Annotated in this window: 19 protein-coding genes; 8 read left to right on the top strand and 11 right to left on the bottom strand. The window is 57.4% G+C overall.

Annotated elements, in window-relative coordinates; translation table 11 throughout:
- Positions 1–2 precede the first annotated feature (2 nt).
- The gene (locus H0S68_RS02615; protein ID WP_142816012.1) at positions 3–1,109 is read left to right on the top strand and encodes a P1 family peptidase; all 1,107 of its coding nucleotides are present in this window, start codon (positions 3–5) and stop codon (positions 1,107–1,109) included.
- Between the two features lie 102 nt (positions 1,110–1,211).
- Here the strand turns inward: H0S68_RS02615 and H0S68_RS02610 are convergent, their stop codons facing one another.
- The 8 genes from H0S68_RS02610 to H0S68_RS02575 form a co-directional block, all read right to left on the bottom strand.
- Positions 1,212–2,462, bottom strand: a complete 1,251-nt coding sequence (locus H0S68_RS02610; RefSeq protein ID WP_142816013.1) for a phospholipase D-like domain-containing protein — start codon at positions 2,460–2,462, stop codon at positions 1,212–1,214.
- Entirely contained in the window at positions 2,455–3,105 is a 651-nt protein-coding gene (locus tag H0S68_RS02605; protein WP_130016135.1) for a MotA/TolQ/ExbB proton channel family protein, read from the bottom strand. Before H0S68_RS02605 ends, H0S68_RS02610 begins: the two co-directional genes overlap by 8 nt.
- 143 nt (positions 3,106–3,248) lie before the next feature.
- Positions 3,249–5,489, bottom strand: a complete 2,241-nt coding sequence (locus H0S68_RS02600; protein WP_048762874.1) for a TonB-dependent receptor family protein — start codon at positions 5,487–5,489, stop codon at positions 3,249–3,251.
- 39 nt (positions 5,490–5,528) lie between these two features.
- Complete coding sequence (locus tag H0S68_RS02595) at positions 5,529–6,281, bottom strand: energy transducer TonB (RefSeq protein ID WP_261104353.1); 753 nt, start codon at positions 6,279–6,281, stop codon at positions 5,529–5,531.
- 1 nt (position 6,282) lies between these two features.
- Positions 6,283–6,690, bottom strand: coding sequence for an ExbD/TolR family protein (locus tag H0S68_RS02590; protein WP_020825056.1), 408 nt, complete (start codon positions 6,688–6,690; stop codon positions 6,283–6,285).
- 513 nt (positions 6,691–7,203) lie between these two features.
- Positions 7,204–8,124 carry a L,D-transpeptidase family protein gene (locus tag H0S68_RS02585; protein WP_041414166.1) on the bottom strand — a complete coding sequence of 307 codons (921 nt, stop codon included), beginning with the start codon at positions 8,122–8,124 and terminating at the stop codon, positions 7,204–7,206.
- 171 nt (positions 8,125–8,295) lie between these two features.
- Entirely contained in the window at positions 8,296–9,174 is an 879-nt protein-coding gene (locus tag H0S68_RS02580; RefSeq protein WP_020825053.1) for a helix-turn-helix domain-containing protein, read from the bottom strand.
- Between the two features lie 16 nt (positions 9,175–9,190).
- Positions 9,191–9,586, bottom strand: coding sequence for a hypothetical protein (locus H0S68_RS02575; protein ID WP_020825052.1), 396 nt, complete (start codon positions 9,584–9,586; stop codon positions 9,191–9,193).
- A 116-nt stretch (positions 9,587–9,702) separates the two neighbouring features.
- Here H0S68_RS02575 and H0S68_RS02570 point away from each other — a divergent pair, with 116 nt between their 5' ends.
- The gene (locus H0S68_RS02570; RefSeq protein ID WP_242506279.1) at positions 9,703–10,521 is read left to right on the top strand and encodes an AraC family transcriptional regulator; all 819 of its coding nucleotides are present in this window, start codon (positions 9,703–9,705) and stop codon (positions 10,519–10,521) included.
- Between the two features lie 57 nt (positions 10,522–10,578).
- Here the strand turns inward: H0S68_RS02570 and H0S68_RS02565 are convergent, their stop codons facing one another.
- Positions 10,579–11,715 (bottom strand): porin, encoded by a 1,137-nt coding sequence (locus tag H0S68_RS02565; RefSeq protein ID WP_410529134.1) that lies wholly within the window; start codon positions 11,713–11,715, stop codon positions 10,579–10,581.
- Between the two features lie 588 nt (positions 11,716–12,303).
- On the opposite strand from H0S68_RS02565, the gene H0S68_RS02560 reads away from it, so the two are divergent.
- Positions 12,304–13,380, top strand: a complete 1,077-nt coding sequence (locus tag H0S68_RS02560; RefSeq protein ID WP_048762869.1) for a YncE family protein — start codon at positions 12,304–12,306, stop codon at positions 13,378–13,380.
- A gap of 37 nt (positions 13,381–13,417) precedes the next feature.
- On the opposite strand, the gene H0S68_RS02555 is transcribed toward H0S68_RS02560, so the two are convergent.
- Positions 13,418–13,717 carry a helix-turn-helix domain-containing protein gene (locus H0S68_RS02555; protein ID WP_128865536.1) on the bottom strand — a complete coding sequence of 100 codons (300 nt, stop codon included), beginning with the start codon at positions 13,715–13,717 and terminating at the stop codon, positions 13,418–13,420.
- Between the two features lie 103 nt (positions 13,718–13,820).
- Positions 13,821–14,135, bottom strand: a complete 315-nt coding sequence (locus H0S68_RS02550; RefSeq protein ID WP_201895779.1) for a hypothetical protein — start codon at positions 14,133–14,135, stop codon at positions 13,821–13,823.
- A gap of 258 nt (positions 14,136–14,393) precedes the next feature.
- Here H0S68_RS02550 and H0S68_RS02545 point away from each other — a divergent pair, with 258 nt between their 5' ends.
- From H0S68_RS02545 to yjiA, 5 genes are all read left to right on the top strand, one after another.
- A complete protein-coding gene (locus H0S68_RS02545) occupies positions 14,394–15,773 on the top strand; it encodes a glutamine synthetase family protein (protein WP_128865534.1) in 1,380 nt (459 codons plus the stop codon).
- Between the two features lie 33 nt (positions 15,774–15,806).
- On the top strand, positions 15,807–16,517 hold the full coding sequence (locus tag H0S68_RS02540) for a trehalose-6-phosphate synthase (protein ID WP_048762866.1): 711 nt from the start codon (positions 15,807–15,809) through the stop codon (positions 16,515–16,517).
- A 363-nt stretch (positions 16,518–16,880) separates the two neighbouring features.
- Positions 16,881–19,061: a carbon starvation CstA family protein gene (locus tag H0S68_RS02535; RefSeq protein ID WP_046374598.1), complete on the top strand. Its 2,181-nt coding sequence runs from the start codon at positions 16,881–16,883 to the stop codon at positions 19,059–19,061.
- Positions 19,062–19,128: 67 nt separating this feature from the next.
- Positions 19,129–19,332, top strand: a complete 204-nt coding sequence (locus H0S68_RS02530; RefSeq protein ID WP_004953088.1) for a YbdD/YjiX family protein — start codon at positions 19,129–19,131, stop codon at positions 19,330–19,332.
- A 12-nt stretch (positions 19,333–19,344) separates the two neighbouring features.
- Positions 19,345–20,307, top strand: a complete 963-nt coding sequence (yjiA, locus tag H0S68_RS02525) for a GTPase (protein WP_410529133.1) — start codon at positions 19,345–19,347, stop codon at positions 20,305–20,307.
- The last annotated feature ends 179 nt before the right edge of the window (positions 20,308–20,486 follow it).

Here is a 20,486-nt window from a genome sequence, read left to right as displayed (position 1 = left end):
CCATGTCGCAGCGCGCTCAGGATTTGGGCATTAAAATCGGCCACGGCGTTGCCGGCCCGCTGAACGCCATCACCGACGTGCCCGGCGTTCGCGTCGGCCACGCCAGCATCCACGCCGATTTGGCCGACGGGCGCAGCGTGCGTACCGGCGTCACGGTGATCGAACCGCGTGCCGGCCAGGCCCGGCAATCCCCCTGCTTTGCCGGCGTACATGTGCTTAACGGCAACGGCGATGCCACCGGGTTGGAGTGGATCCGTGAAGCCGGCCTGCTCACCAGTCCAATCGCCTTCACCAACACCCACAGCGTCGGCGTGGTACGTGACAGCCTGATCGCGCTGGAACGTGAAGCGCTGCCGGCCGACGACGCGGTGTACTGGAATATGCCGGTGGTAATGGAAACCTTCGATGGCCTGCTCAACGACATCAACGGTTTTCACGTCAAGCCTGAACATGTGCGGCAAGCACTGCAGGCGGCACACGAAGGATTACCCCAGGAAGGTGCGGTCGGTGGCGGCAGCGGCATGATCTGCCATGAGTTCAAGGGCGGCATCGGCACCGCTTCGCGCCGCCTGCCTGCCGATCGCGGTGGCTGGACGGTCGGTGCCATCGTGCAGGCCAACCACGGCAAACGCGCGTCGCTGCTGGTGGGCGGTTATCCGGTGGGCCGTCATTTGGCACATATTCACTCGCCGTTTACACCGCAGCTGCCGCACCCGGGCATGGGGTCGATCGTCGTCACCCTGGCCACCGACGCCCCGCTGTTGCCGCACCAATGCACCCGTCTGGCCCAACGCGCCAGCATCGGCATTGCCCGCACCGGCGGCGGTACCGAAGACTCGAGCGGCGACATTTTTATCGCCTTTGCCACCGGCAATGACGGCCTCCCCCCTGCCGACTACGCCAACAAAGGGGCCTTTACCACCCCGCTGCGCATGGTGAACAACGATTACATCTCCGAGCTGTTTGCCGCAGCTGCAGAAGCGGTGGAAGAGGCAATTATCAATGCCCTGCTGGCCGCCAATACCGTTTCCGGCAATGGCCATCGGGCGGAAGGACTGAGCGCCGAACAGTTGCTGACGGCACTGGAAAAAAGCGGCTGGCGGAAATAATCCGGCAAAGCCAAGAGTAGAGGCGCAGCATTAAAAGGGGTAAATCGGGTCGAACCTGTTCGACCCTACCGGTTCAGTCTTGACGAGGATTTGCCGACAATCTCAGGACTCACCGCCCGGTTTGGGCGTCGGGTAGTCGTAATCCAGTTTCAGCGGTTCGGCGTAAAGGCTGTCCCACAGTTGGCTGTACAGCTTGTCCAGCCGCTGGCTCATGTTCACGTCGTGCAGCACAATCTCCAGATTGCGCGAATTGTCCAGATAGCCACCGGTCCAGTTGCTGGTGCCCACCCAGGCGATCTCGCCGTCGATGGTCATGATTTTACTGTGGATCACTCGGGCAAACGGGATAAACCCGCTGCTTGCCGGTGGAATGGTGACCACTTTCACCTGCACATTCGGCACCAGCGCCAGGCTTTTCAGCCAGGCGATATCCGGCTTTTTGGTATTCCAGTTAGCGACCATCAGCTCAATCTGCACACCGCGCGCGGCAGCGCTGCGCAGGGCGTTATCGATCACCGCGTAGTAAGGCCGGGTGCGGTCCGGGCCAAAAGACAACGGCGCGTAGTCCATCACCTGTACCCGCACTCGCTGCCTGGCTGAAGCCAACAGGCGCGGCAGCTCAAGCTGCGAATCAATCACGCCCGCCGGGTTGTAGGCACGCGGGCTGGCGACCAGGTAATTGCTCTGCAGCGGTTCAACCGTGGGTTGGGGCGTCAGCTGGGGCACCGGTTTTTCCGCCGCCAGCAACGCCTGCGCCTGCCAATCCTGTTCGAAGATCGCCTGGATCTGCCGCACCACACTGGCATCGCTGATGCGCAGCCCGGTTTCATGGATGTGCGCCAGCGCGCGCCAGTCAAAGTTCTGACTGCCGACAAACGCCTGTTCACCGTCCACCAGCAGGTATTTGGCATGCAGAATGCCGCCGCTCAGCCGCTGGTAAGGGATGATACGCAGCTCCAGATTCGGGATCGCCTTAAGCTGTTCCAGCGTTTCGGGAGTAGAAATGCGGATGCCCTTCTCCTCCATCAGGAAACGAATTTTTACCCCACGTTCCCCCGCCGCTTTAAGATGCTGCAGCACGCCATCCAGCAGCGAACCCTGTTGGTTCGCCACGTAGAACTGGCCCAGATCGATGCGGGTTTTCGCCGCATCAAACATCTGCTGCCACACTTCGGCAGTGTTGCGCAGGTCATCCGCCTGCAACGCGGTTTCTACCGGTGCGGTATACACCAGCTCGTAGCCGGGAATTTCAAAGCGCGCCGCCGCATTCTGGCTCAACATCAACAGGCAACCACCCCATAACGCAGTGTAAAGGCGGCCTAATGGCCACCGTGAATGACGGCCATTAGGCATAGCGCGGCACCTCGCTGTCAACCCGTTGCTCGCGGCTGCCGTTTTCCGGGCGGCTGCCCGGCGCACCGGCGCGGATCAGCAGCACCTTCAACAGTTCGTTAATGCGCTCCATGCGGCTTTGCAGATAGTTGTTCCCCACCAGGCACAGCAGCGCGATGGCGATACCCAGTCCGGTAGCGTACAACGCGGTGCCCATCCCGGCAGAAACCAGGCTCGGCTCGGACACTCCCGAGGCAGCCAGTGCCTTAAAGGTTTCGATAATCCCCATCACCGTACCCAGCAGCCCCAACAGCGGTGCCGCGGTAACGATAGTTTCCAGCAACCACAGGCCCCGTGCCATCAGCGGCTTGCTCAACAAATACTGAGCGTCGATCAAATCACCGATCGCCTCGCGGTCACCGGCACGGTGTTTTTGCTCCAGCACCGGTGAAATTACCGCCAGCGGCAGGCTGCTGCGCTGGGTCAACTCATCCGGCAGATCGGCCGTGCGGTGCACATCCAACGTCAGCGCCTGCTCCAGTCGACGCGCCTGGCGTTGGGTATAGGCGAAATACAACGCACGTTCGATAATGATCACCAGTGCAATCGCCAGCGCGGCGTACATCACGTAGAAAATAATGTCGTGTAGCAGATTGGCATTCATCGTTCAGTCCTCTTACCCGTCGTCTTTCAAGCCGCAGCGTTGTTACCTGCACTCGCTCACCCCAGTTACTTACTTAAGTAAGCGCCTGGGGATGAGCGAGTTGGCCGCCTGGCTGCAACTTGAAAGCCATAGGGTATAAATAGTTAAAAGGTGGCTTCCAGCGATACGCTGAAGGTACGTTCTTCCCCGACGTTGTAGTAAGGCGTGCTGGCCCTTACGCCGTTATAAGGCGCGGCGTTGAAGGTGGTGGAGCGCACCGAAGTCAGGTACTCCTTGTCAAACAGGTTGCTGATGCCGAAGCGGAGCGCCGCGCTCTTGACGATCTTCTTGTCCACCGGCAAATGCACCCCCGCCGCCAGATCGAATACCGTCCGGCCGCCAATCTTCTCGTCATTGGTCAGGTCGCCGTAGAACGAACTGACGTACTTGCCGCTCACGCTGCTGTAATACAAACCGTCGTCATAACCCAGGGTCACGTTAAGCAGGTTTTTCGGCACGTTCGGCACTTCTTTACCGCTGGTCGGCAGCGGCAGGCCGCCGTTGCTGACAATGTCGCTCTTCTGCTTGGACTCGGTATAGGTGTACGAGGTGTAGTAGTTGAAGTTATGCGGCAGTTGGCCGCTCCACTCCAGTTCCAGCCCTTTGTTCTCTACGTTGCCGATATTCATCATCTCGTAGTCACCGTCCGGATTGGTGGTAGAGATTTGACGGTCGCTGTAGCGCAAGTAGAACAGCGAGGCGCTCAGCAGCATATCTTCACGCTCGAAACGCCAGCCCAGCTCATGGTTCCAGCTCAGTTCAGGCTTGGTGCTAAGCGAATCGCCGACGTTGTACAACACGTAGTTTGGCGGGGTGCGCATGTTGCGCGTCAGGTTATAGAACACCTGGTTTTCCGGGTTCAGCTTGTAGCTGGCGCTGAAGTTCGGCAGGAATTCATGGTATTTGGCATCACGCTTTTCCGGCACGTTATACAGGCTGCCCTTGTTATCGCCTTTTCGTTCAACGTACTGATAGGCCAGCCCGCCGACGAAGGTCCAGTCCGGCGTCGCGAACCAGGTGTCCTGCAGCCACACTTTTTGCGCCGGGGTAATGGTGTACTGGTTACGCCCCTGCACGGTTTTGCCGTTGGCGTCCTTCACCTGATCGGAACCGCCCGGTTTACCCGAGAGCTGCTGCGGGTTGCCGTCGTCCTTGATGCCGATAAACGGCTGGGTCTGCGACTGACGCGCACGTTCAAACCAGTAGCCGATATCCAGGCTGTGCTGATCGTTGATGTCCCACTTCAGCTTGGTGGTGATGCCCGGCCGCCAGGTCTGGGTCCAGGAAGGACGGTAATAGGTGTTGGACTGCAAGTTGCTGAGGTCATACTGACCGGCCCGATCCGAGGTACTGGACAGTACCGACGCGCTCTGGCCGCTGAAGCTGCCGCCGTTCCCCCAGTAGTAATAGGGTTGCAGGGTTAACGCCAGGTTGTCGCGCAGCTGCAGCTTCTGGGTGAACGTCAGGTTGAAATTCTCGAACGGATTACGGTTGAGCTTGTAATAGCGAGTCAGTTGGCCCCGGTTGTTGTAGGACGGCGTGGTGTCATAATCGCCACGGGGGTCCTCCGCAAACTGCGCTTTGCTCAGGGTGTTGTAGTTAACGTTATTTTGCTGGTTGTACTTCATGATCAGGTTGCTACTGTTGCCGTTGCCGTCCTCATACAACGAGTTCATCTCGAACTTGTTGGAGTACAAGCGCCCTTCCCCGCGCCACTTTTTGGCCTCGGTGTGCGAATAGGAGATCCAGTTGCTGAAGCCGTTGTACTCACCGGTCTCCAGACGGGCAAAGGTTTTGCTCAGGTTGTTGCTGCCCAGCGTCTGTTTGACGAAGCCGCCGAAGTCTTTAGACGGACGCCGCGTCACCAGGCCAATATTGCCGCCGCTGGAGCCGATGTGCGGGCCGTCGGCTTCCGAGGAGCCCTGGGTGACGAACACTTCCCCCAGGTTCTCAGAATCACCCAGCAGGTTCGGGTAAACCGCATAGTTGCCGGAGTCGTTGATCGGGATCCCGTCCATCGACAGGCCGATTTGATCGGAGCTCATGCCGCGCATGGTGTAATCGACGCCGCTCAGGCCGCTGGCGTCGTTACTGTTGACGTTCAGGCCCGGCGTGTATTTCAGCTTGTCGATGGCGTTGGCCGCCGCCGGCATTTTATCCATCGCCTCTTTGGTGACGGTGGAACGCGACTTGGCGCTGTCCTCCTGCACCATCATGCCGCCGCCCAGCGACTGCCCCTTAACGTTGATGGTGCCGACGTCGGTCGAGTCCGCCGCCAGCACGGCACCCGGTAACATCGCCGACATCACTGCCAGATAAATCCCAGATCGATTGAAAGATTTCATTGTTTCCATCCCATAAAAATCAAACTGTTATGCCAGGCATCAAGGCGCCTGATAATTGAACGTGGCTGAAAATCTTTTGGTTGTCTGCCCGTTGAAAGCCTCAGTTGGGAACGGCTTCACCTGGCTGATACTTTGCAAACTGCTCAGCGCCGCACGGTTGAGCAGCATGCTGGAGGCCTTATTGGTGATGCCGGAAGAGATCACCCGACCGCTGCGATCCACCTCCAGCCACACCTCGACGTTGCCCTGCGGCCGTTCAAGCGAAGCCTGCCGCCCGCTGGGATAGCGCTTGCGCTGCTCCAGCTCATGGCGCAATGCCTGCAGATAACCGTTTTCGATTGCCTGCACGTTCACCTTCGGTGCCGCTGGAGCCGGCGGAACGGGCTGTGCGGCGGGCTTGCTGACCAAGGTCCTCGGCGCTGCCGGCACCGCGGCGGGCCTGGCCTTTTCCACCGGCTTGGCTTTCTCTTTCACCGGCTTGGGTTTGGGTTTCGGCTGTGGCTTGGGCACTGGTTTGGCCTCGACAATCGGCTCAGGTGCAGGCACCACAGGTTCAGGAAGGGGCTCAGGTTCCGGCGGCGGTGGCTCGGGTTGCGGCGGGGTTTCCACCGGCGGCTCCGGTTCCGGCTGTGGCTGAGGTTCCGGTTCGACCAATGCCAGCTCCATGGCGGTTTCGTCATAGCGCGGCTGAATTTTCAGCGCCGCCTGTTGGCTGGCGAACAGCACGCAGCCCGCGACGATCAGCGCCGGCAACCAGCTGAAAAGGTGACGTGAGCGATAGAGCAGATACATGTCACAGCTTCCGTGTGGCGATGGAGACGGAGAAGAAACCGCCCTGGCGCAGGTTATCCATCACCGCGACCAAGCGCTCTACCGCAACGCCTTTGTCGCTGTTAACGATAATGGTGGTGGTCTGGTTCTCCTGCTGCTGTTGCTTCAGCGTGCTGACCAGCGCGCTCAGCGCTATCGGCTGGCCGTCGAGCTGCAGTTGCTCCTCCGCGCCCAGGGTAATGATCGCCTTCTTCTGCGGCTTCAATTGCTGAGCGCTACCGGCGGACGGCAACTGAGTCTTCAGCCCAAGGGCCGGGATCACGTTCAGGCTAATCAACACAAAAAACACCAGCAAAAACATCATCACGTCGATCATCGGGATCAGTTCGATGTGCGCTTTGTTCTTTTTCGGCTCGTTCCAGTTACGCATGGCACTCCCTCCCAAAAGCAAAGCAGCCAATATAGAGAGCCTATGTTTATCTTTTGTTACGTTTGTGTGATCTTATTTTCACAATACAGAGGTTTTGAGAGTTTTTTCTCAGGCAATCACTGGTCGGAGGGGATATATAACCAATTAATTAACGATGATTTTTTGAGGAATAATTACCAGGAAGGACTTATAGCGGTGATGTATAGGCAGGTAAGCTGTGATTATTCTGACACTCTACAGCAAGATCTCCAGACCGCGTTTTTGCACCAGAGAAAAGAAGTTTCAGCGACGGGCCTCCCGACAGTTTCCTGTCGCAATTTGGCCCACCTACAGCTTCGCGATGTCCGTTTAAGGCAACGAAAAAATCTGTTTTTTGCTAACAGTACCGGACCTTTAAAGCGGCAGCGGCAGCGGTAACGAAAAGCAAAGAACTGCGGAGGCCTGCGCAAAACGGTGTTTTTTAGCCATAAAAAAAGACGCCCTAAGGCGCCTTTTCTACAGCGACTGAATCAATCAGTTCACTTTAACCGGCATACCGGAACGGGCTTTGATTGCCGCGTCCACTTCGCTCTGGTTAACCGCCGGGTCCATCATCACTTTGCCCACTGGCGCAGAGATGGTCAACGGCACCGGATCTTTGGACTTCAGCTGTTCTTCGTTAGCAGAGAGTGGGTTGTGCACTTCAATGTAACGGGAACCGTCCGGCTCAACGCTGGCTTTGATCGGCTCGTTGATGAACTGCACGCGAGTGCCGACCGGAACGTTTTCGAACAGGAACTTGATGTCGTCAGCACGCAGACGCACACAACCGTGGCTCACGCGCAGACCGATACCGAAGTTGGCATTGGTACCGTGGATCGCATACAGACGACCAACGTACAGCGCGTACAGCCCCATAGGGTTGTCCGGACCAGCCGGGAATACTGCAGGCAGGATCTCGCCGTCCGCGGCGTATTCCGCACGCATCTTGGCGGTTGGCGTCCAGGTTGGGCCGTCTTTCTTGCGCTGCACGGTGGTGGTCCAGTTCAGTGGCGTATCTTTGCCCAACTGGCCGATACCGATTGGCAACACGATCACGGTGTTGGTGCCTTTCGGGTAGTAGTACAGACGCATCTCGGCGCTGTTGATGATGATGCCTTCACGTGGCGCATCCGGCAGGATCAACTGCTGTGGGATGGTCAGAGTGCTGCCCGCTTTCGGCAGGAAAGGATCCACACCCGGGTTGGCTTCCAGCATATTGCTCAGGCCCATCTGGTATTGAGCGGCAAAGCTCTCCAGCGGCAGCTTGCTGTCTTCCGGTACGGTGATCTGGATGTTCTCACCCACCAGACGGCTGTCTTTGGCAGGCAACGGATATACAACGGCGAAGGCAGCCTGGCTGAAAGCCACCAGTGCCGTAAACAGGGTTAGTAACGCGCGAATGCTCATTTTCATCTTCGTGTTGGTAGTGGCCACTGGCAGTTATCAATATAGGTTATGCGGCCATAAATGACCGGATGCGCATTATATGTGCACATCGGCCTAAGTGTGAAACATTACCAGCGCAATATCGAACTTTTTTGTAACCTGGTGCAGCACGAAGAGGTTTTTCTGTGAAAACTGCCGTTAAAGCACAGCGGCCGGCGGTGACGTTCGGCGAATCGGGATCAGATATTCACAGCGGATCGCCGTACCGCGTGCATTACAAACCTCCCCCTGTGCCGGGTAAAAACGCTCGATATCCTGCCCGGGACGGCGTACAGCTTTCATCATGGGCATCGCGGAGTCGTACAGGCGATCGACGAAGTTTGGCAACTCTTCGACCTGCCCCTGATAGGTAAAGCTGGCGTAATCGCCCTGCTCGATCAGGATCTGCTCCCCTTCGGCCTGTTCATCTGCCAGCGCCAGTGTATAGGCCATGCGTTGACCATCAAGCTGTCGGTTGTCCGCTTCCAGACTGGTGAGGCCGTAGACTACCGCCGGTGGTGCGACTTCGGGTTGCAGCACCTGGTTCCAGACGTACTGGCGCAGCTCATTTTTCGAATGCTGCATTTGCCCCAGAGTGCAGCTGCGACGCTGGGTACGCCCCACCAGCTGCATGGCCGGCAGAGTGACAATACTCCCCTGAGGCAATGGGCCTTCTGCCATCCGTAGCGGCGGCTGCATGCCGTGGCTGGACCAATCCGCGCTGCGGCGATAGCCGGCCGGCGGCAAACCGAACTGTTTTTTGAAGCAACGGGTGAAGGTCTGCTGGGAATCGAACTGGTACTTATCGGCAATGCAGGCCACGCCGGTATGGGTGAGCCGCAGCTCACGCGCGGCGGCGGTCAAACGTCTGCGCCGGGCGTAAGTGCCCAGAATATGGCCGGTCAACTGCTTGAACAGCCGCTGCAAATGCCATTTGGAGTAGCCGGATTTGGCGGCAATATCGTCCAGCGTCAGCGGCTGGTCGAGGTTTGCTTCAATCCAGGCCAGCAGTTGCGCAATTACCTGTTGCTGATACATGGCGCTTCCTTATTGATTATTGTTCCCGCTGCTCGAGCAGGCGTTGTGCCAGCTCATGGGCCTGTTGCTCACTGGCCACCACCATCACCGGATAACCCCAGAAACGGCTGGCGAAATCGACAAACTCTTCCGCCGCCTTTCGGCGCATGTCGTCCGGCTCGATCAGCACCATACCTTTGACCCACTTCGCTAACGCCTCACGGTGATCGCGTTTCCACAGGGCGACCTGGGTACGCTCGTCGCGATCCTGCTCACCGCTTTCGTCCATACGACGATCGCAAAGCAGCACAAACGGCTGTTCACGCTGCAGCAAGGTGCTGAATTCGGCAAATTCGGCGAGGGTATCTTTCGGTTCGCCGGCGGCTTGCTGACGCATCCAGACCAGTGGGAAGGTTGCAGAATCTAATGACATGAGATTTCTCCTAAGAGTTCGGAAACGTGCGCTTACTTTATCGGCGGAAGCACTAGACCACATTGCACAATCAGGACATAATGTTTTTCATTTGCGCCAAATTGAGAATTATTCTCATGCCTTTTGTCACTCCACCCCTTTTCGATATCGATCGGGTGCCCCGGGCGGTTTTTGCCGTGCAGGGTTCCACCGTTAACAAGGATTGGGAAGTCGCCCATCACCGGCACCAAAAAGCGCAGCTGATTTATACGATGCGCGGCATGATCCGCTGCGAAGTGGAAAACGGCCTGTGGCTGGTTCCGCCGCAGTGTGCGCTTTGGATGCCCAGCAACGTGCTGCATAACGCTCAGGGTACCGGGGCCACCGAATGTTACGCGTTGTTTGTCGATCAGGCTGCCATCGCCGGGTTGCCGACCAACTGCTGTACGTTGGCCGTTTCGCCGTTGCTGCGCGAACTGCTGTTGCAGGCCAGCGGGTTTGATCCGCTGTATGACGAGCAAGGCGCTGAAGGGCGGCTGATTGGCGTACTCTTGGATCAATTGGCCGCCGCGCCGATTGAGAACCTGCACTTGCCAGTCTCCAATGACGCGCGCATTCGCCAACTGACCGAGCGCCTGCTGGCCGATCCGGCGGACAAAGCCACCCTCAGCCAATGGGCTCAGCGCATCGGCATGAGCGAACGCACCCTCAACCGCACCCTGCAGCAGCAAATGGGCATGAGCTTTGGCCACTGGCGACGGCAACTGCACGTGATGCTGGCGCTGCAACGCCTGACCAAGGGGGAGACCGTGCAGCGGGTGGCGCTGGATCTGGGCTATGAGAGCGCCAGTGGCTTCGTCACCATGTTTCGCAAAGCCGTCGGCAAACCGCCGGCACGCTATCTGGCGGAGAAAACCGCGGCGGATAGGGCGCAGGGCGGTTGGATCACCCTGTGAAATAACCAGACAAAAAAGCCGGCAACGAGGCCGGCCTGGAAAGTTTGTCAGGAGCGATCAGAAGTCGTAGAACACCGTCACCCAGGTGGAGTCCGGTTCGTTGTCGCTGCTGTTGGCCAGCGTCCGTTCCACATACACCGACAGGCCGTAGCCGATGGTGGTGCCCGCCCCAAGGTAAACGTGATTGGCGTGGTACTCCTCGCCGCCCTTCAATTGCAGCGAGTCCGCGGCCACATAAGGCTGGATCGATTTCAGGAAAGGCTTGTCGATATTAAAGGTATAACCGACAAAGCCTTCTACCCCGTAACCGCTCCCGGCGAAATAATGCGACGAGGTACGTTCACGGGTGCTCGGCACATAGTCTTTGTAATAGCTGGCGGTCCCGACGATATACCAGTTATTCGGTTGCCAGGTCAGCGCGGTGCCGGACAACTGCTGGTGATACTCTTTCTCGTTATATTGATTGTCTTTGATTTTTGCGTCGGTGTAGCTGTAGGCCGCGCTGAAGGTTAATTCCTTCGTCGCCTTATAATCAAACCCCAACCCGCCGCCGCCTTTACGGCGGTAGATGAGATTATCCGCCGTGTGCAAATCGTCTTCCGGTAATAAATAGTTGGCGTATAAGGTGACCGGCCCAAAATCATTGGTGTATTTCAGGCTGTTCTTCGGTTTATTACCGCCGTCGTAGTCGCCGGAAATGCCAATGCCGGTGCCGCCCGCATGACCATCGTTATCCCAGACGTCGCTTTTAATGCCGACAACCGAATAATAAATGCCGTATTGGTGGCCAAAGGTTATGGTGCCGTAGCGGTCATCTTTGAAGCCGCCGTACAGCTGGCGCTGATAGTCGCGTTTGCCGTCTTCGTTGTAGTGGCCGTCCCAGCTCAGCGCGTGTGCCAGATCGACGCCCCACTCGTAGTAGCCGATAACCGAGGTATCCTGCGTCAGCGCATAGTCGCCGCTGAAGCGAAAGCGCGTGCCGCCGTCATGACCATTTTTATAATATCCCGGCTCCGGGCCATTATTAAATATCCACTCGGGGCGAATACTGCCGCCAACTTTCAAACTCAGCGGTGCCAGCAACACATTGCTTTGCGGGTTTTTATCCAGAATGGTGATTTCTGCCTGCGCGCCGGCGGATAACGCCGACAGCACAACGCCGCCAATGAATATTGGCGTTTTTATATATCTCATTATTACCCCTGCCCGAAAAATTATTGTTATAAATACGGTGGTCTTGAGCCACGCATAAACAATTACCCGATGTGTGCAAATGACGCAAGTTATAAAAATTCATGTCATAACCTGAGATTATCCACCACAGGATGACTTTTTCACCACAAAAGTATTCAACTGTAATTCAATGCAAGACAATGTAATTAACCGCTCAAATAACGTACAAGGCCGGAGTTTTTAACCCAAAGAAACCTCCGTTATTATCGGGTTTTTATTATAAGAGATAACAAATAAATATTATTACAGCGACCAAACAATAACGCAGCTAAATTAATTATTTGTTATCGGCCCGCAGGGAAAACCAGAAAACCCACGCAGCGACACGGCAACGATCACCCTCCCCCCCACTCTTCACATTGTGATTTTCACCCCAGCCTGGGTAGAAATCACTCCCCTCCGGCATGAATAATGATTATTATTCGCAAACAGAAGGCCCGGTGCGCCACGATGCGACCGGCCGGATTTTGCTTTGAATTCAATGTTGAGCTTTTTAGCCTCTGGGCAACCGCCCTGCGGCGACAGGCATTTTAACTCCATGGAGAGGTTATGAACTCTGCAACAACGACCAGCCGCCGCTTTGGCGCACGCGCCGCTTTCCCACTGCTGCTGCTGACTTCAATGCTGTTTTCCGCCCCGCTGCTGGCCCAGGGCGAGCCGGAACTGCTGCGCAAGCCCGTCGGCAAAGGCGCTTACGAGATGGTCTACAGCCAGGGCGAGAACGCGCTGTATCTGGCCACTTCGCAAAGCCGCAAGCTGGACAAAGGCGGCGTGGTGTATCGTTTGGATCCGCAAACGCTGGATATCACCCAGATCATTCACAACGATATCAAACCTTTCGGCGCGGCCATCAACAGCAAAACCGACACGCTGTTCTTCGGCAACACCGTCAATAACTCGGTCACTGCCATCGACGGTAAAACCGGTGAGGTCAAAGGCCGCCTGGTGCTGGATGCGCGTAAACGCTCCGAAACGGTAAAACCGCTGGCACCGCGTGAGCTGGTAGCAGACGCCACCACCGACACCCTGTATATCACCGGGCTGGGTGAATCCAGCGTGGTTTGGGTGGTAGACGGCAAAGACCTGACCCTGCGCACCACCATCACCGAAACCGGCAAATACGGTACCGGTCTGGCACTGGATGCGGCCGCAAGCCGCCTGTACGTGACCAACGCCGACGGCGAGCTGGTGACTATCGACACCAAAACCAACAAGGTGCTCAGCCGCAAGAAATTGGACGAGTCCAAAGAGCACTTCTTCCTGAACATCAGCCTGGATCCTGCCACGCATCGCGCCTTTATCACCGACTCCAAGCAGGCCCAGGTGCTGGTGGTCGATACCCGCGACGGCAAGATTCTGAGCAAAATCGACGTGCCGGAATCACTGGCGGTCCTGTTCAACCCGACGCGCAATGAGGTGTATGTCACCCATCGTCAGGCAGGCCAGGTCAGCGTGATCGACGCCAAGAACTACAAGCTGCTGCAAACCATCAAGACCCCAACCCACCCGAACAGCCTGGCGCTGTCACCGGATGGCCAGACGCTGTACGTGAGCGTCAAACAGGCTTCCAGCCGCGAGAAAGAAGCCACGGCGCCGGACGACGTGATCCGTATCGCGTTGAAATAACGGCATAAGGGCGCCCCGGCGCCCTTTTTTGATCGTTTTAAACCCTAAATCCTACGTGTTTGCCATCCGGCAGTTCGATATCCAGCCGCAGTGTTCCGCCCATCGCTTCCACATACCGTTTTAATGTCGAAATCTTCAGTTCATTGCCACGTTGCTCTATAGCAGCAACAGAGGGTTGCGAAATACCGAGTTTATTCGCCAGCGTTTGCTGTGAAATATCCAGTGCCTCCCGCACCTCATATAAGCGCGTTTCCAGCAGCATCTCCTCTGCCATTTCCTCAATTCGCTGCCTGCTATCAGGGGTACGCGAAGCTAACATTTCTTTTAAAGTACCCATTTAAGTGTCCTTTCAATACAGGTGTATACTGAACGACAAATTATAGACTACAGTCTATATTTACAACGCCATTTTTAAAACTGTACCGCCAAGAACCCTGCTGCTATGGCTTTCCCGCCAGCCCGTCAGCGTCCTGAACCACCGCCTTTTTAGTGGCTCGCTGGTAAAGGCACAGCTCTTTGCCCGCTTTGTTATGCATAAACGCCTGCGGATAGCGCCCAGCGATCAACAGGGCCGAGTAACCGACGTCGTCACCATAATGGATAATGCTGCCGACGGCTTTGGCCCCTTTCAAACTGCTGGCTTTCAGGCAGGCGGTTTGCAGTGCTTTATCGCCGCTGGCCCATGCCGCTTCAGAGGAGGCCTCGGCGCTGAACGCCGTCATCACGGCGGCAAACACGATAAAAACTCTGATCATTATTTTCTCTCCTGAATAACGTCGCTCTCAGCAGTATATGCAGCTATTTATTCTTCGGCCATCAGAGCCACGCCCCTTATTTACACCTTTTTTATTCCGGCTATAAATAAAGTTACGGCGTTTTTACAGACAGGTTTTAGGGGCGCAGATAACATCATTACATCGCCAATATGGCCTTACGAGACGGATGCCTCATGTGTTTATCCCCTGCCCTGATAATAATTTCCCCCGCGGCTTTAATTCATTTCGGGGGCTGCCATGCATGCTAACGTTATTGGTTTTAATCCGCTGCTGGCAGATATTCCCGCTTCGCAGGCGCGTTCATTCCACAAAGAAGTAGAACAGTATTTACAGCGCTATCCGGACACCGAACACGTCGATATTTATCTCAACGATCTGAACGGTCAATTCCGCGGGAAACGGCTGCCTGTCGCCGAGGTGTTTGCGCTGGATAAAGGCTGTTATTTCCCGCTGTCGATCTACGCCATGGATCTTGGCGGCCAGGTCATTGAAGAAAGCGGGCTGGGCCAGCAGGCCGGCGAGCCGGACAGGTTGTGTCTGCCGGTGCCCGGAACCTTGCGGCCCTGCGCCCGCGATCCGCAGCACCATGCCCAATTGCTGCTGACGATGAAAAATGCCGACGGCGACGCCTGCGAACTGGAGCCGCGCGTGGTGCTGCAACGGGTGCTCAAACGCCTGCATGCCAAGGGTTACTTCCCGGTCGTGGCGGCAGAGCTGGAGTTTTATCTGCAGGATCCGCAGCAGCAACCGGCTGAGGCCGGACAGTGCCCAACGCAGAGTTTTTCTGTCGATGCGCCGGAGCGCCACCAGGCGTTGCTCAATGACATCGAACATCAGGCCCGGCTGCAGGCCTTGCCGCTGACCGGCGTGGTCGCCGAAGCCGCCTCCGGCCAGTATGAGCTGAATCTGCACCACAGCGCTCGCGTACTGGAGGCCTGCGATCAGGTGCTGGCCCTGAAGCGGCTGACGCGCCAGATCGCCGAGAAACACCACCAGCACGCCTGCTTTATGGCCAAGCCCTGTGCTCAGGCCGCCGGTAGCGGTTTGCATTTTCATATCAGCCTGCAGGATGAGCAGGGCAACAACCTGCTGGCAAGCCTGCCGGGCGAGTTGAGCGCCACCATGACGCAGGTGATGGCGGGCATGCTGGCGCTGATGCCAGCCTCGATGGCGATATTCGCGCCCAACGTTAACGCCTTCCGCCGCTTTCGTCCCGGTATGCACGTGCCGCTGCGCGCCTCTTGGGGGCACAATAACCGCACGGTGGCGCTGCGTTTACCCTGCGCCGACCATGCCAACCAGCGCATCGAATACCGGCTGGCCGGGGCCGATGCCAACCCGTATCTGGCCGTAGCGGCGATGCTGAGCGGCATGCTGTATGGGCTGGAGCACGCGCAACCCCTGCCGCCGGCAGCCTGCGGCAACGGCTATGAAAATGGCGACGCGGTGGCACTGCCGCTCAGCCAGCAGGAAGCATTGACGTTATTCCGGCAAACCCTACCGTTGCAGGAAAGCCTCGGCCCAGCGTTTGCCGCGCTGTGGCACACCTGTAAGAGCGCCGAGCTGCGCCGCTTTGAAGCGCAGGTCACCGAAGCGGAAACCCGCTGGATGCTTTAACCCCCTATTCGTAACCTGAACAAGGAACGCAGCATGTCTCGTTTGGTTTTGATCTCGAATAAGCAGTGTGACGGCAAGGATCTGGCCTGCGCTACGCAGGCCCTATCGCCTGACAGCCAGAGCGACGACGATCGCGGGTTGTGGCTGGGCTGGAACGGTGACGTACAGAACTTTGGCGATGCGCCGCTGCGCCCGGTCAGTTATCAGCACCGCAGCGGCTACGAGCAGGTGACCTTTCCGTTATCGACCGAGGAGTTTCACTTCCACTATCAGGGCTACTATCACGACGGCCTGTGGCCAGTGTTCCATAACCACCCGGAGAAGGCGCATTTCACGCCGGAGAACTACCGCGCTTATCGGCAACTCAACCGGCACTTCGCCGATATCGCCTGCGAGTATGTTTGCCCGAACGACATCATCTGTATTGATGATTACCAGCTGTTGCCCTGCGGCCAGGCGCTGAAAGAACAGGGGTTGCTGAACCCCTGCGCGTTCTTCTTCCATTTGCCGTTCCCGTCGACGGCGCTGCTCAGACAGATCCCCGAGCATCACGGCTTAATCGAATCGCTGTTTTTCTACGATCTGATCGGCTTTCAGACGCTCGACGACCGCAATAACTTTCTCAGTTATCTGACCCACGAATACCCGGTCGAAATGCTGCCCGACGGCCAGCTGCAGGTTAACGGGCACATCTTCGCCACCGGCATTTTCCCCGCTGGGATCAACGCCAGAAAGATTTACTGACCCGCCCTCGGTGGGGCGTTGCCACTCCCCCTGCAACGCCCAACCGCTCACCCCGGGATTTCAACCGTTCGGCACCCTATAGCACCGTTGACTGAAATTCGCATGTCTTCCCCAGCCCCAACCCGCAATGATGAGCTGTTCCTAAACTCGTCATACTTCAAGTTGCATCGTTGTTGGCTACGATTGCTCACCCGAATCACTTACTTATGTAAGTTCATCGGGCTTCGCGCCCTTGCCGCCTCAATGCCACTCGAATTATTTAGAGTTCGTACCCGAACGTTATCCGCACCGGGCCGCGTGCCTGAAACATCTTATAAGCGGGTTAACTCACTCATTTTGCAGATTTGAACTAAGGACACCTCAATGAACAGAGAGGGGATTTTAAAACACATACCCTGGATGCTGCTGGGAATACTCGGCGCGTCCTGCCTGGGCGTGGTTGCGCTGCGCCGTGGCGAACACATCAGCGCGCTGTGGATCATCGTCGCCTCGGTGGCGGTGTATCTGGTGGCTTACCGTTATTACAGCCTGTACATCGCCACCAAGGTGATGAAGCTGGACGCCTTCCGCGCGACGCCGGCGGTGGTCAATAACGACGGCCTGAACTACGTGCCAACCAACAAAAACGTGCTGTTCGGCCACCACTTCGCCGCCATTGCCGGGGCTGGCCCGCTGGTGGGCCCGGTGCTGGCAGCGCAGGTCGGCTACCTGCCCGGCACGCTGTGGCTACTGGGCGGCGTGGTGCTGGCGGGGGCGGTGCAGGACTTTATGGTGCTGTTCATTTCCTCGCGCCGCAACGGCGCTTCGCTTGGCGAGATAATCAAAAAGGAAATGGGCCCGGTACCGGGGACCATCGCGCTGTTTGGCTGCTTCCTGATCATGATCATCATCCTGGCGGTGCTGGCCTTGATCGTGGTGAAAGCGCTGGCGGAAAGCCCGTGGGGCGTGTTCACCGTCTGTTCCACCGTGCCGATTGCCCTGTTTATGGGCGTTTACATGCGCTTCCTGCGTCCGGGACGGGTGGGCGAAGTGTCGATCATTGGCATCGTGCTGCTGGTAGCTTCCATCTGGTTCGGCGGCGTGATTGCCCACGATCCGTACTGGGGCCCGGCGCTGACCTTTAAAGACACCACCATCACCTATACGCTGATTGGCTATGCGTTCGTTTCCGCCCTGCTGCCGGTCTGGCTGATCCTGGCGCCGCGCGACTATCTGGCGACCTTCCTGAAAATTGGCGTTATCGTCGGGCTGGCGATTGGCATCGTGATCCTCAACCCTGAGCTGAAAATGCCGGCGATCACCCAGTTTGTCGACGGGACAGGCCCGGTGTGGAAAGGCTCGGTGTTCCCGTTCCTGTTCATTACCATCGCCTGTGGCGCCGTGTCCGGCTTCCATGCGTTGATCGCATCCGGCACCACGCCGAAGCTGCTGGCCAATGAAAAAGACGCGCGCTTTATCGGTTACGGCGCAATGCTGATGGAGTCCTTCGTGGCCATCATGGCGTTGGTGGCGGCTTCGATTATCGAGCCGGGCCTGTACTTCGCCATGAACACCCCGCCGGCCGCACTGGGCATCACCATGCCTGACCTGCACCGTTTGGGTACCGAAGATGCGCCGATGATCATGGCGTCACTGAAAGATGTGACCGCCCACGCGGCGGCGACCGTCAGCTCATGGGGCTTTGTCATCAGCCCGGAACAGATCCTGCAGACCGCCAAGGACATCGGCGAGCCTTCGGTGCTGAACCGCGCCGGTGGCGCACCTACGCTGGCAGTGGGTATCGCCCACGTGTTCCACCAGATCATTCCTGGTGCCAACATGGGCTTCTGGTACCACTTCGGTATTCTGTTTGAAGCGCTGTTTATTCTGACCGCGCTGGATGCCGGTACCCGTTCCGGCCGCTTTATGCTGCAGGACCTGCTGGGCAACTTCGTGCCGTTCCTGAAAAAAACCGACTCGCTGGTGGCCGGTATTGTCGGCACCGCCGGCTGCGTTGGCCTGTGGGGTTACCTGTTGTATCAAGGGGTGGTCGATCCGCTCGGCGGCGTGAAGAGCCTGTGGCCGCTGTTCGGCATCTCCAACCAGATGCTGGCCGCCGTGGCGCTGGTGTTGGGTACCGTGGTGCTGATTAAGATGAAGCGCACCCAATACATTTGGGTCACCGTGCTGCCGGCGGTATGGCTGCTGATTTGTACCACTTACGCCCTGGGTCTGAAGCTGTTCAGCGACAATCCTCAGTTGGAAGGCTTCTTCTTCCAGGCTGGTGAGTACAAGCGCAAAATCGCCGAAGGCGGTGCCGAGCTGACCGCTCAGCAAGTGGCTAACATGAACCATATCGTGGTGAACAACTACACCAACGCCGGGCTGAGCATTCTGTTCCTGCTGGTGGTGTACAGCATCATCTTCTACGGGGTGAAAACCGCCATGGCGGCGCATAAAAACCCGAACCGCAGCGACCAGGAAACGCCGTACGTGCCGGTGCCTGAAGAAGCGCCCTCCAACGGCGTAACTGAGGGGGACGTCAAAGTTTCACCGCAGCACTGATGGTGATTTAACGGATACCCTGCATAATGAAAGCTGTTATGCAGGGTAATTTTTTGGGGAGAAGGCGATGTTCGGAAATCTCGGCCAGGCGGGGAAATACCTCGGTCAGGCAGCGCGCATGTTAGTGGGCGTGCCCGACTACGATACCTACGTCCAGCACATGAAAGACAACCACCCGGACAAACCGGTGATGACCTATAAAGAGTTTTTCCGCGAACGCCAGCAGGCCCGCTACGGTGGGGACGGCAAAGGCGGCATGCGCTGCTGTTAATAAGGACCCGTAATGAAACCCATCGCAGTCACCATTCTGACCGGCTTTTTGGGCGCCGGTAAAACCACTCTGCTACGCCATATTCTCAACGCCGAGCACGGCTACAAGATTGCGGTAATCGAAAACGAATTCGGCGAAGTGCCGATCGACAATGCGCTGATTGGCGACCGTACCAGCCGCATCACCACCCTGAGCAACGGCTGCATCTGCTGCAGCAAATCCAACGAACTGGCCGATGCGCTGCTGGACTTGCTGGACGGCGTAGACCAGGGCCAGTTGGCGTTCGATCGATTGATCATCGAATGCACCGGCATGGCCGATCCCGGCCCGATCACCCAGACCTTTTTCTCGCACGAGATCCTCTGCGAACGCTTCCTGCTGGACGGCATCATCACCCTGGTGGACGCCGCACATGCCGACCAACAACTGACCCAGTTCAGCATCGCGCAGGCGCAGGTGGGCTACGCCGACCGCATTCTGCTGACCAAAACCGACGTGGCACCGGACTGCGAAGCGCTGATCCAACGCCTGCAGCAGATGAACGCCCGCGCACCGGTGTATAAAGTGACGCACGGCGATATCGATCTCAGCGTACTGTTCGACATCGAAGGCTTTGTGCTGAACGACAAGCTGACCCTGACGCCGCCGACGCCGCTGTTCCGCCGCATTCCGCAAGCGCAAAACAACATTGGCTCGATCGTGGTATACCACGACCAGCCGCTGGAGCTGATGCAGATTTCCGAAGTGATGGAAGGCCTGCTGCTGGAATACGCCGACAGCCTGCTGCGTTATAAGGGCATTTTGTCAATCAAGGACGAGCCGCGCCGGCTGTTATTCCAGGGCGTACAACGGCTGTATAACGCCGACTGGGATCGCGAGTGGCTGCCGGAGGAAGAGCGCCGCAGCACCTTGGTGTTTATTGGCGTAGATTTGCCTGAGGAGGAGATCCGGGGGCGGATTGGCGGGTTGGGTTGAGATAGCGACGTTGCGTACTGCACCAACCAAAGGGTAAGCGAAAGCTTGCCCTTTTTCGTTAACGGGGCGAGGTCCCAAGGTTGGCCTCCAACAGAAGTGAATATTCAACGCCCCCGCCGGCGGTCGATACCAAATAAAATAATTTTAAAATCAATTATTACAAAGACACTTCTTGCAAT

The organism is Serratia sp. AXJ-M, assembly GCF_046531865.1.
Taxonomy (GTDB): Bacteria; Pseudomonadota; Gammaproteobacteria; order Enterobacterales; family Enterobacteriaceae; genus Serratia; species Serratia liquefaciens.
This window is presented reverse-complemented; position numbering and strand designations above follow the sequence as displayed.

What these genes read in the sequence shown, in the direction of transcription:
- H0S68_RS02615 (WP_142816012.1), top strand. Translation starts at nt 3, where the DNA reads ATGTCGCAGCGCGCTCAGGATTTGGGCATTAAAATCGGCCACGGCGTT.
- H0S68_RS02610 (WP_142816013.1), bottom strand. Translation starts at nt 2,462, where the DNA reads ATGCCTAATGGCCGTCATTCACGGTGGCCATTAGGCCGCCTTTACACT.
- H0S68_RS02605 (WP_130016135.1), bottom strand. Translation starts at nt 3,105, where the DNA reads ATGAATGCCAATCTGCTACACGACATTATTTTCTACGTGATGTACGCC.
- H0S68_RS02600 (WP_048762874.1), bottom strand. Translation starts at nt 5,489, where the DNA reads ATGAAATCTTTCAATCGATCTGGGATTTATCTGGCAGTGATGTCGGCG.
- H0S68_RS02595 (WP_261104353.1), bottom strand. Translation starts at nt 6,281, where the DNA reads ATGTATCTGCTCTATCGCTCACGTCACCTTTTCAGCTGGTTGCCGGCG.
- H0S68_RS02590 (WP_020825056.1), bottom strand. Translation starts at nt 6,690, where the DNA reads ATGCGTAACTGGAACGAGCCGAAAAAGAACAAAGCGCACATCGAACTG.
- H0S68_RS02585 (WP_041414166.1), bottom strand. Translation starts at nt 8,124, where the DNA reads ATGAAAATGAGCATTCGCGCGTTACTAACCCTGTTTACGGCACTGGTG.
- H0S68_RS02580 (WP_020825053.1), bottom strand. Translation starts at nt 9,174, where the DNA reads ATGTATCAGCAACAGGTAATTGCGCAACTGCTGGCCTGGATTGAAGCA.
- H0S68_RS02575 (WP_020825052.1), bottom strand. Translation starts at nt 9,586, where the DNA reads ATGTCATTAGATTCTGCAACCTTCCCACTGGTCTGGATGCGTCAGCAA.
- H0S68_RS02570 (WP_242506279.1), top strand. Translation starts at nt 9,703, where the DNA reads ATGCCTTTTGTCACTCCACCCCTTTTCGATATCGATCGGGTGCCCCGG.
- H0S68_RS02565 (WP_410529134.1), bottom strand. Translation starts at nt 11,715, where the DNA reads ATGAGATATATAAAAACGCCAATATTCATTGGCGGCGTTGTGCTGTCG.
- H0S68_RS02560 (WP_048762869.1), top strand. Translation starts at nt 12,304, where the DNA reads ATGAACTCTGCAACAACGACCAGCCGCCGCTTTGGCGCACGCGCCGCT.
- H0S68_RS02555 (WP_128865536.1), bottom strand. Translation starts at nt 13,717, where the DNA reads ATGGGTACTTTAAAAGAAATGTTAGCTTCGCGTACCCCTGATAGCAGG.
- H0S68_RS02550 (WP_201895779.1), bottom strand. Translation starts at nt 14,135, where the DNA reads ATGATCAGAGTTTTTATCGTGTTTGCCGCCGTGATGACGGCGTTCAGC.
- H0S68_RS02545 (WP_128865534.1), top strand. Translation starts at nt 14,394, where the DNA reads ATGCATGCTAACGTTATTGGTTTTAATCCGCTGCTGGCAGATATTCCC.
- H0S68_RS02540 (WP_048762866.1), top strand. Translation starts at nt 15,807, where the DNA reads ATGTCTCGTTTGGTTTTGATCTCGAATAAGCAGTGTGACGGCAAGGAT.
- H0S68_RS02535 (WP_046374598.1), top strand. Translation starts at nt 16,881, where the DNA reads ATGAACAGAGAGGGGATTTTAAAACACATACCCTGGATGCTGCTGGGA.
- H0S68_RS02530 (WP_004953088.1), top strand. Translation starts at nt 19,129, where the DNA reads ATGTTCGGAAATCTCGGCCAGGCGGGGAAATACCTCGGTCAGGCAGCG.
- yjiA (WP_410529133.1), top strand. Translation starts at nt 19,345, where the DNA reads ATGAAACCCATCGCAGTCACCATTCTGACCGGCTTTTTGGGCGCCGGT.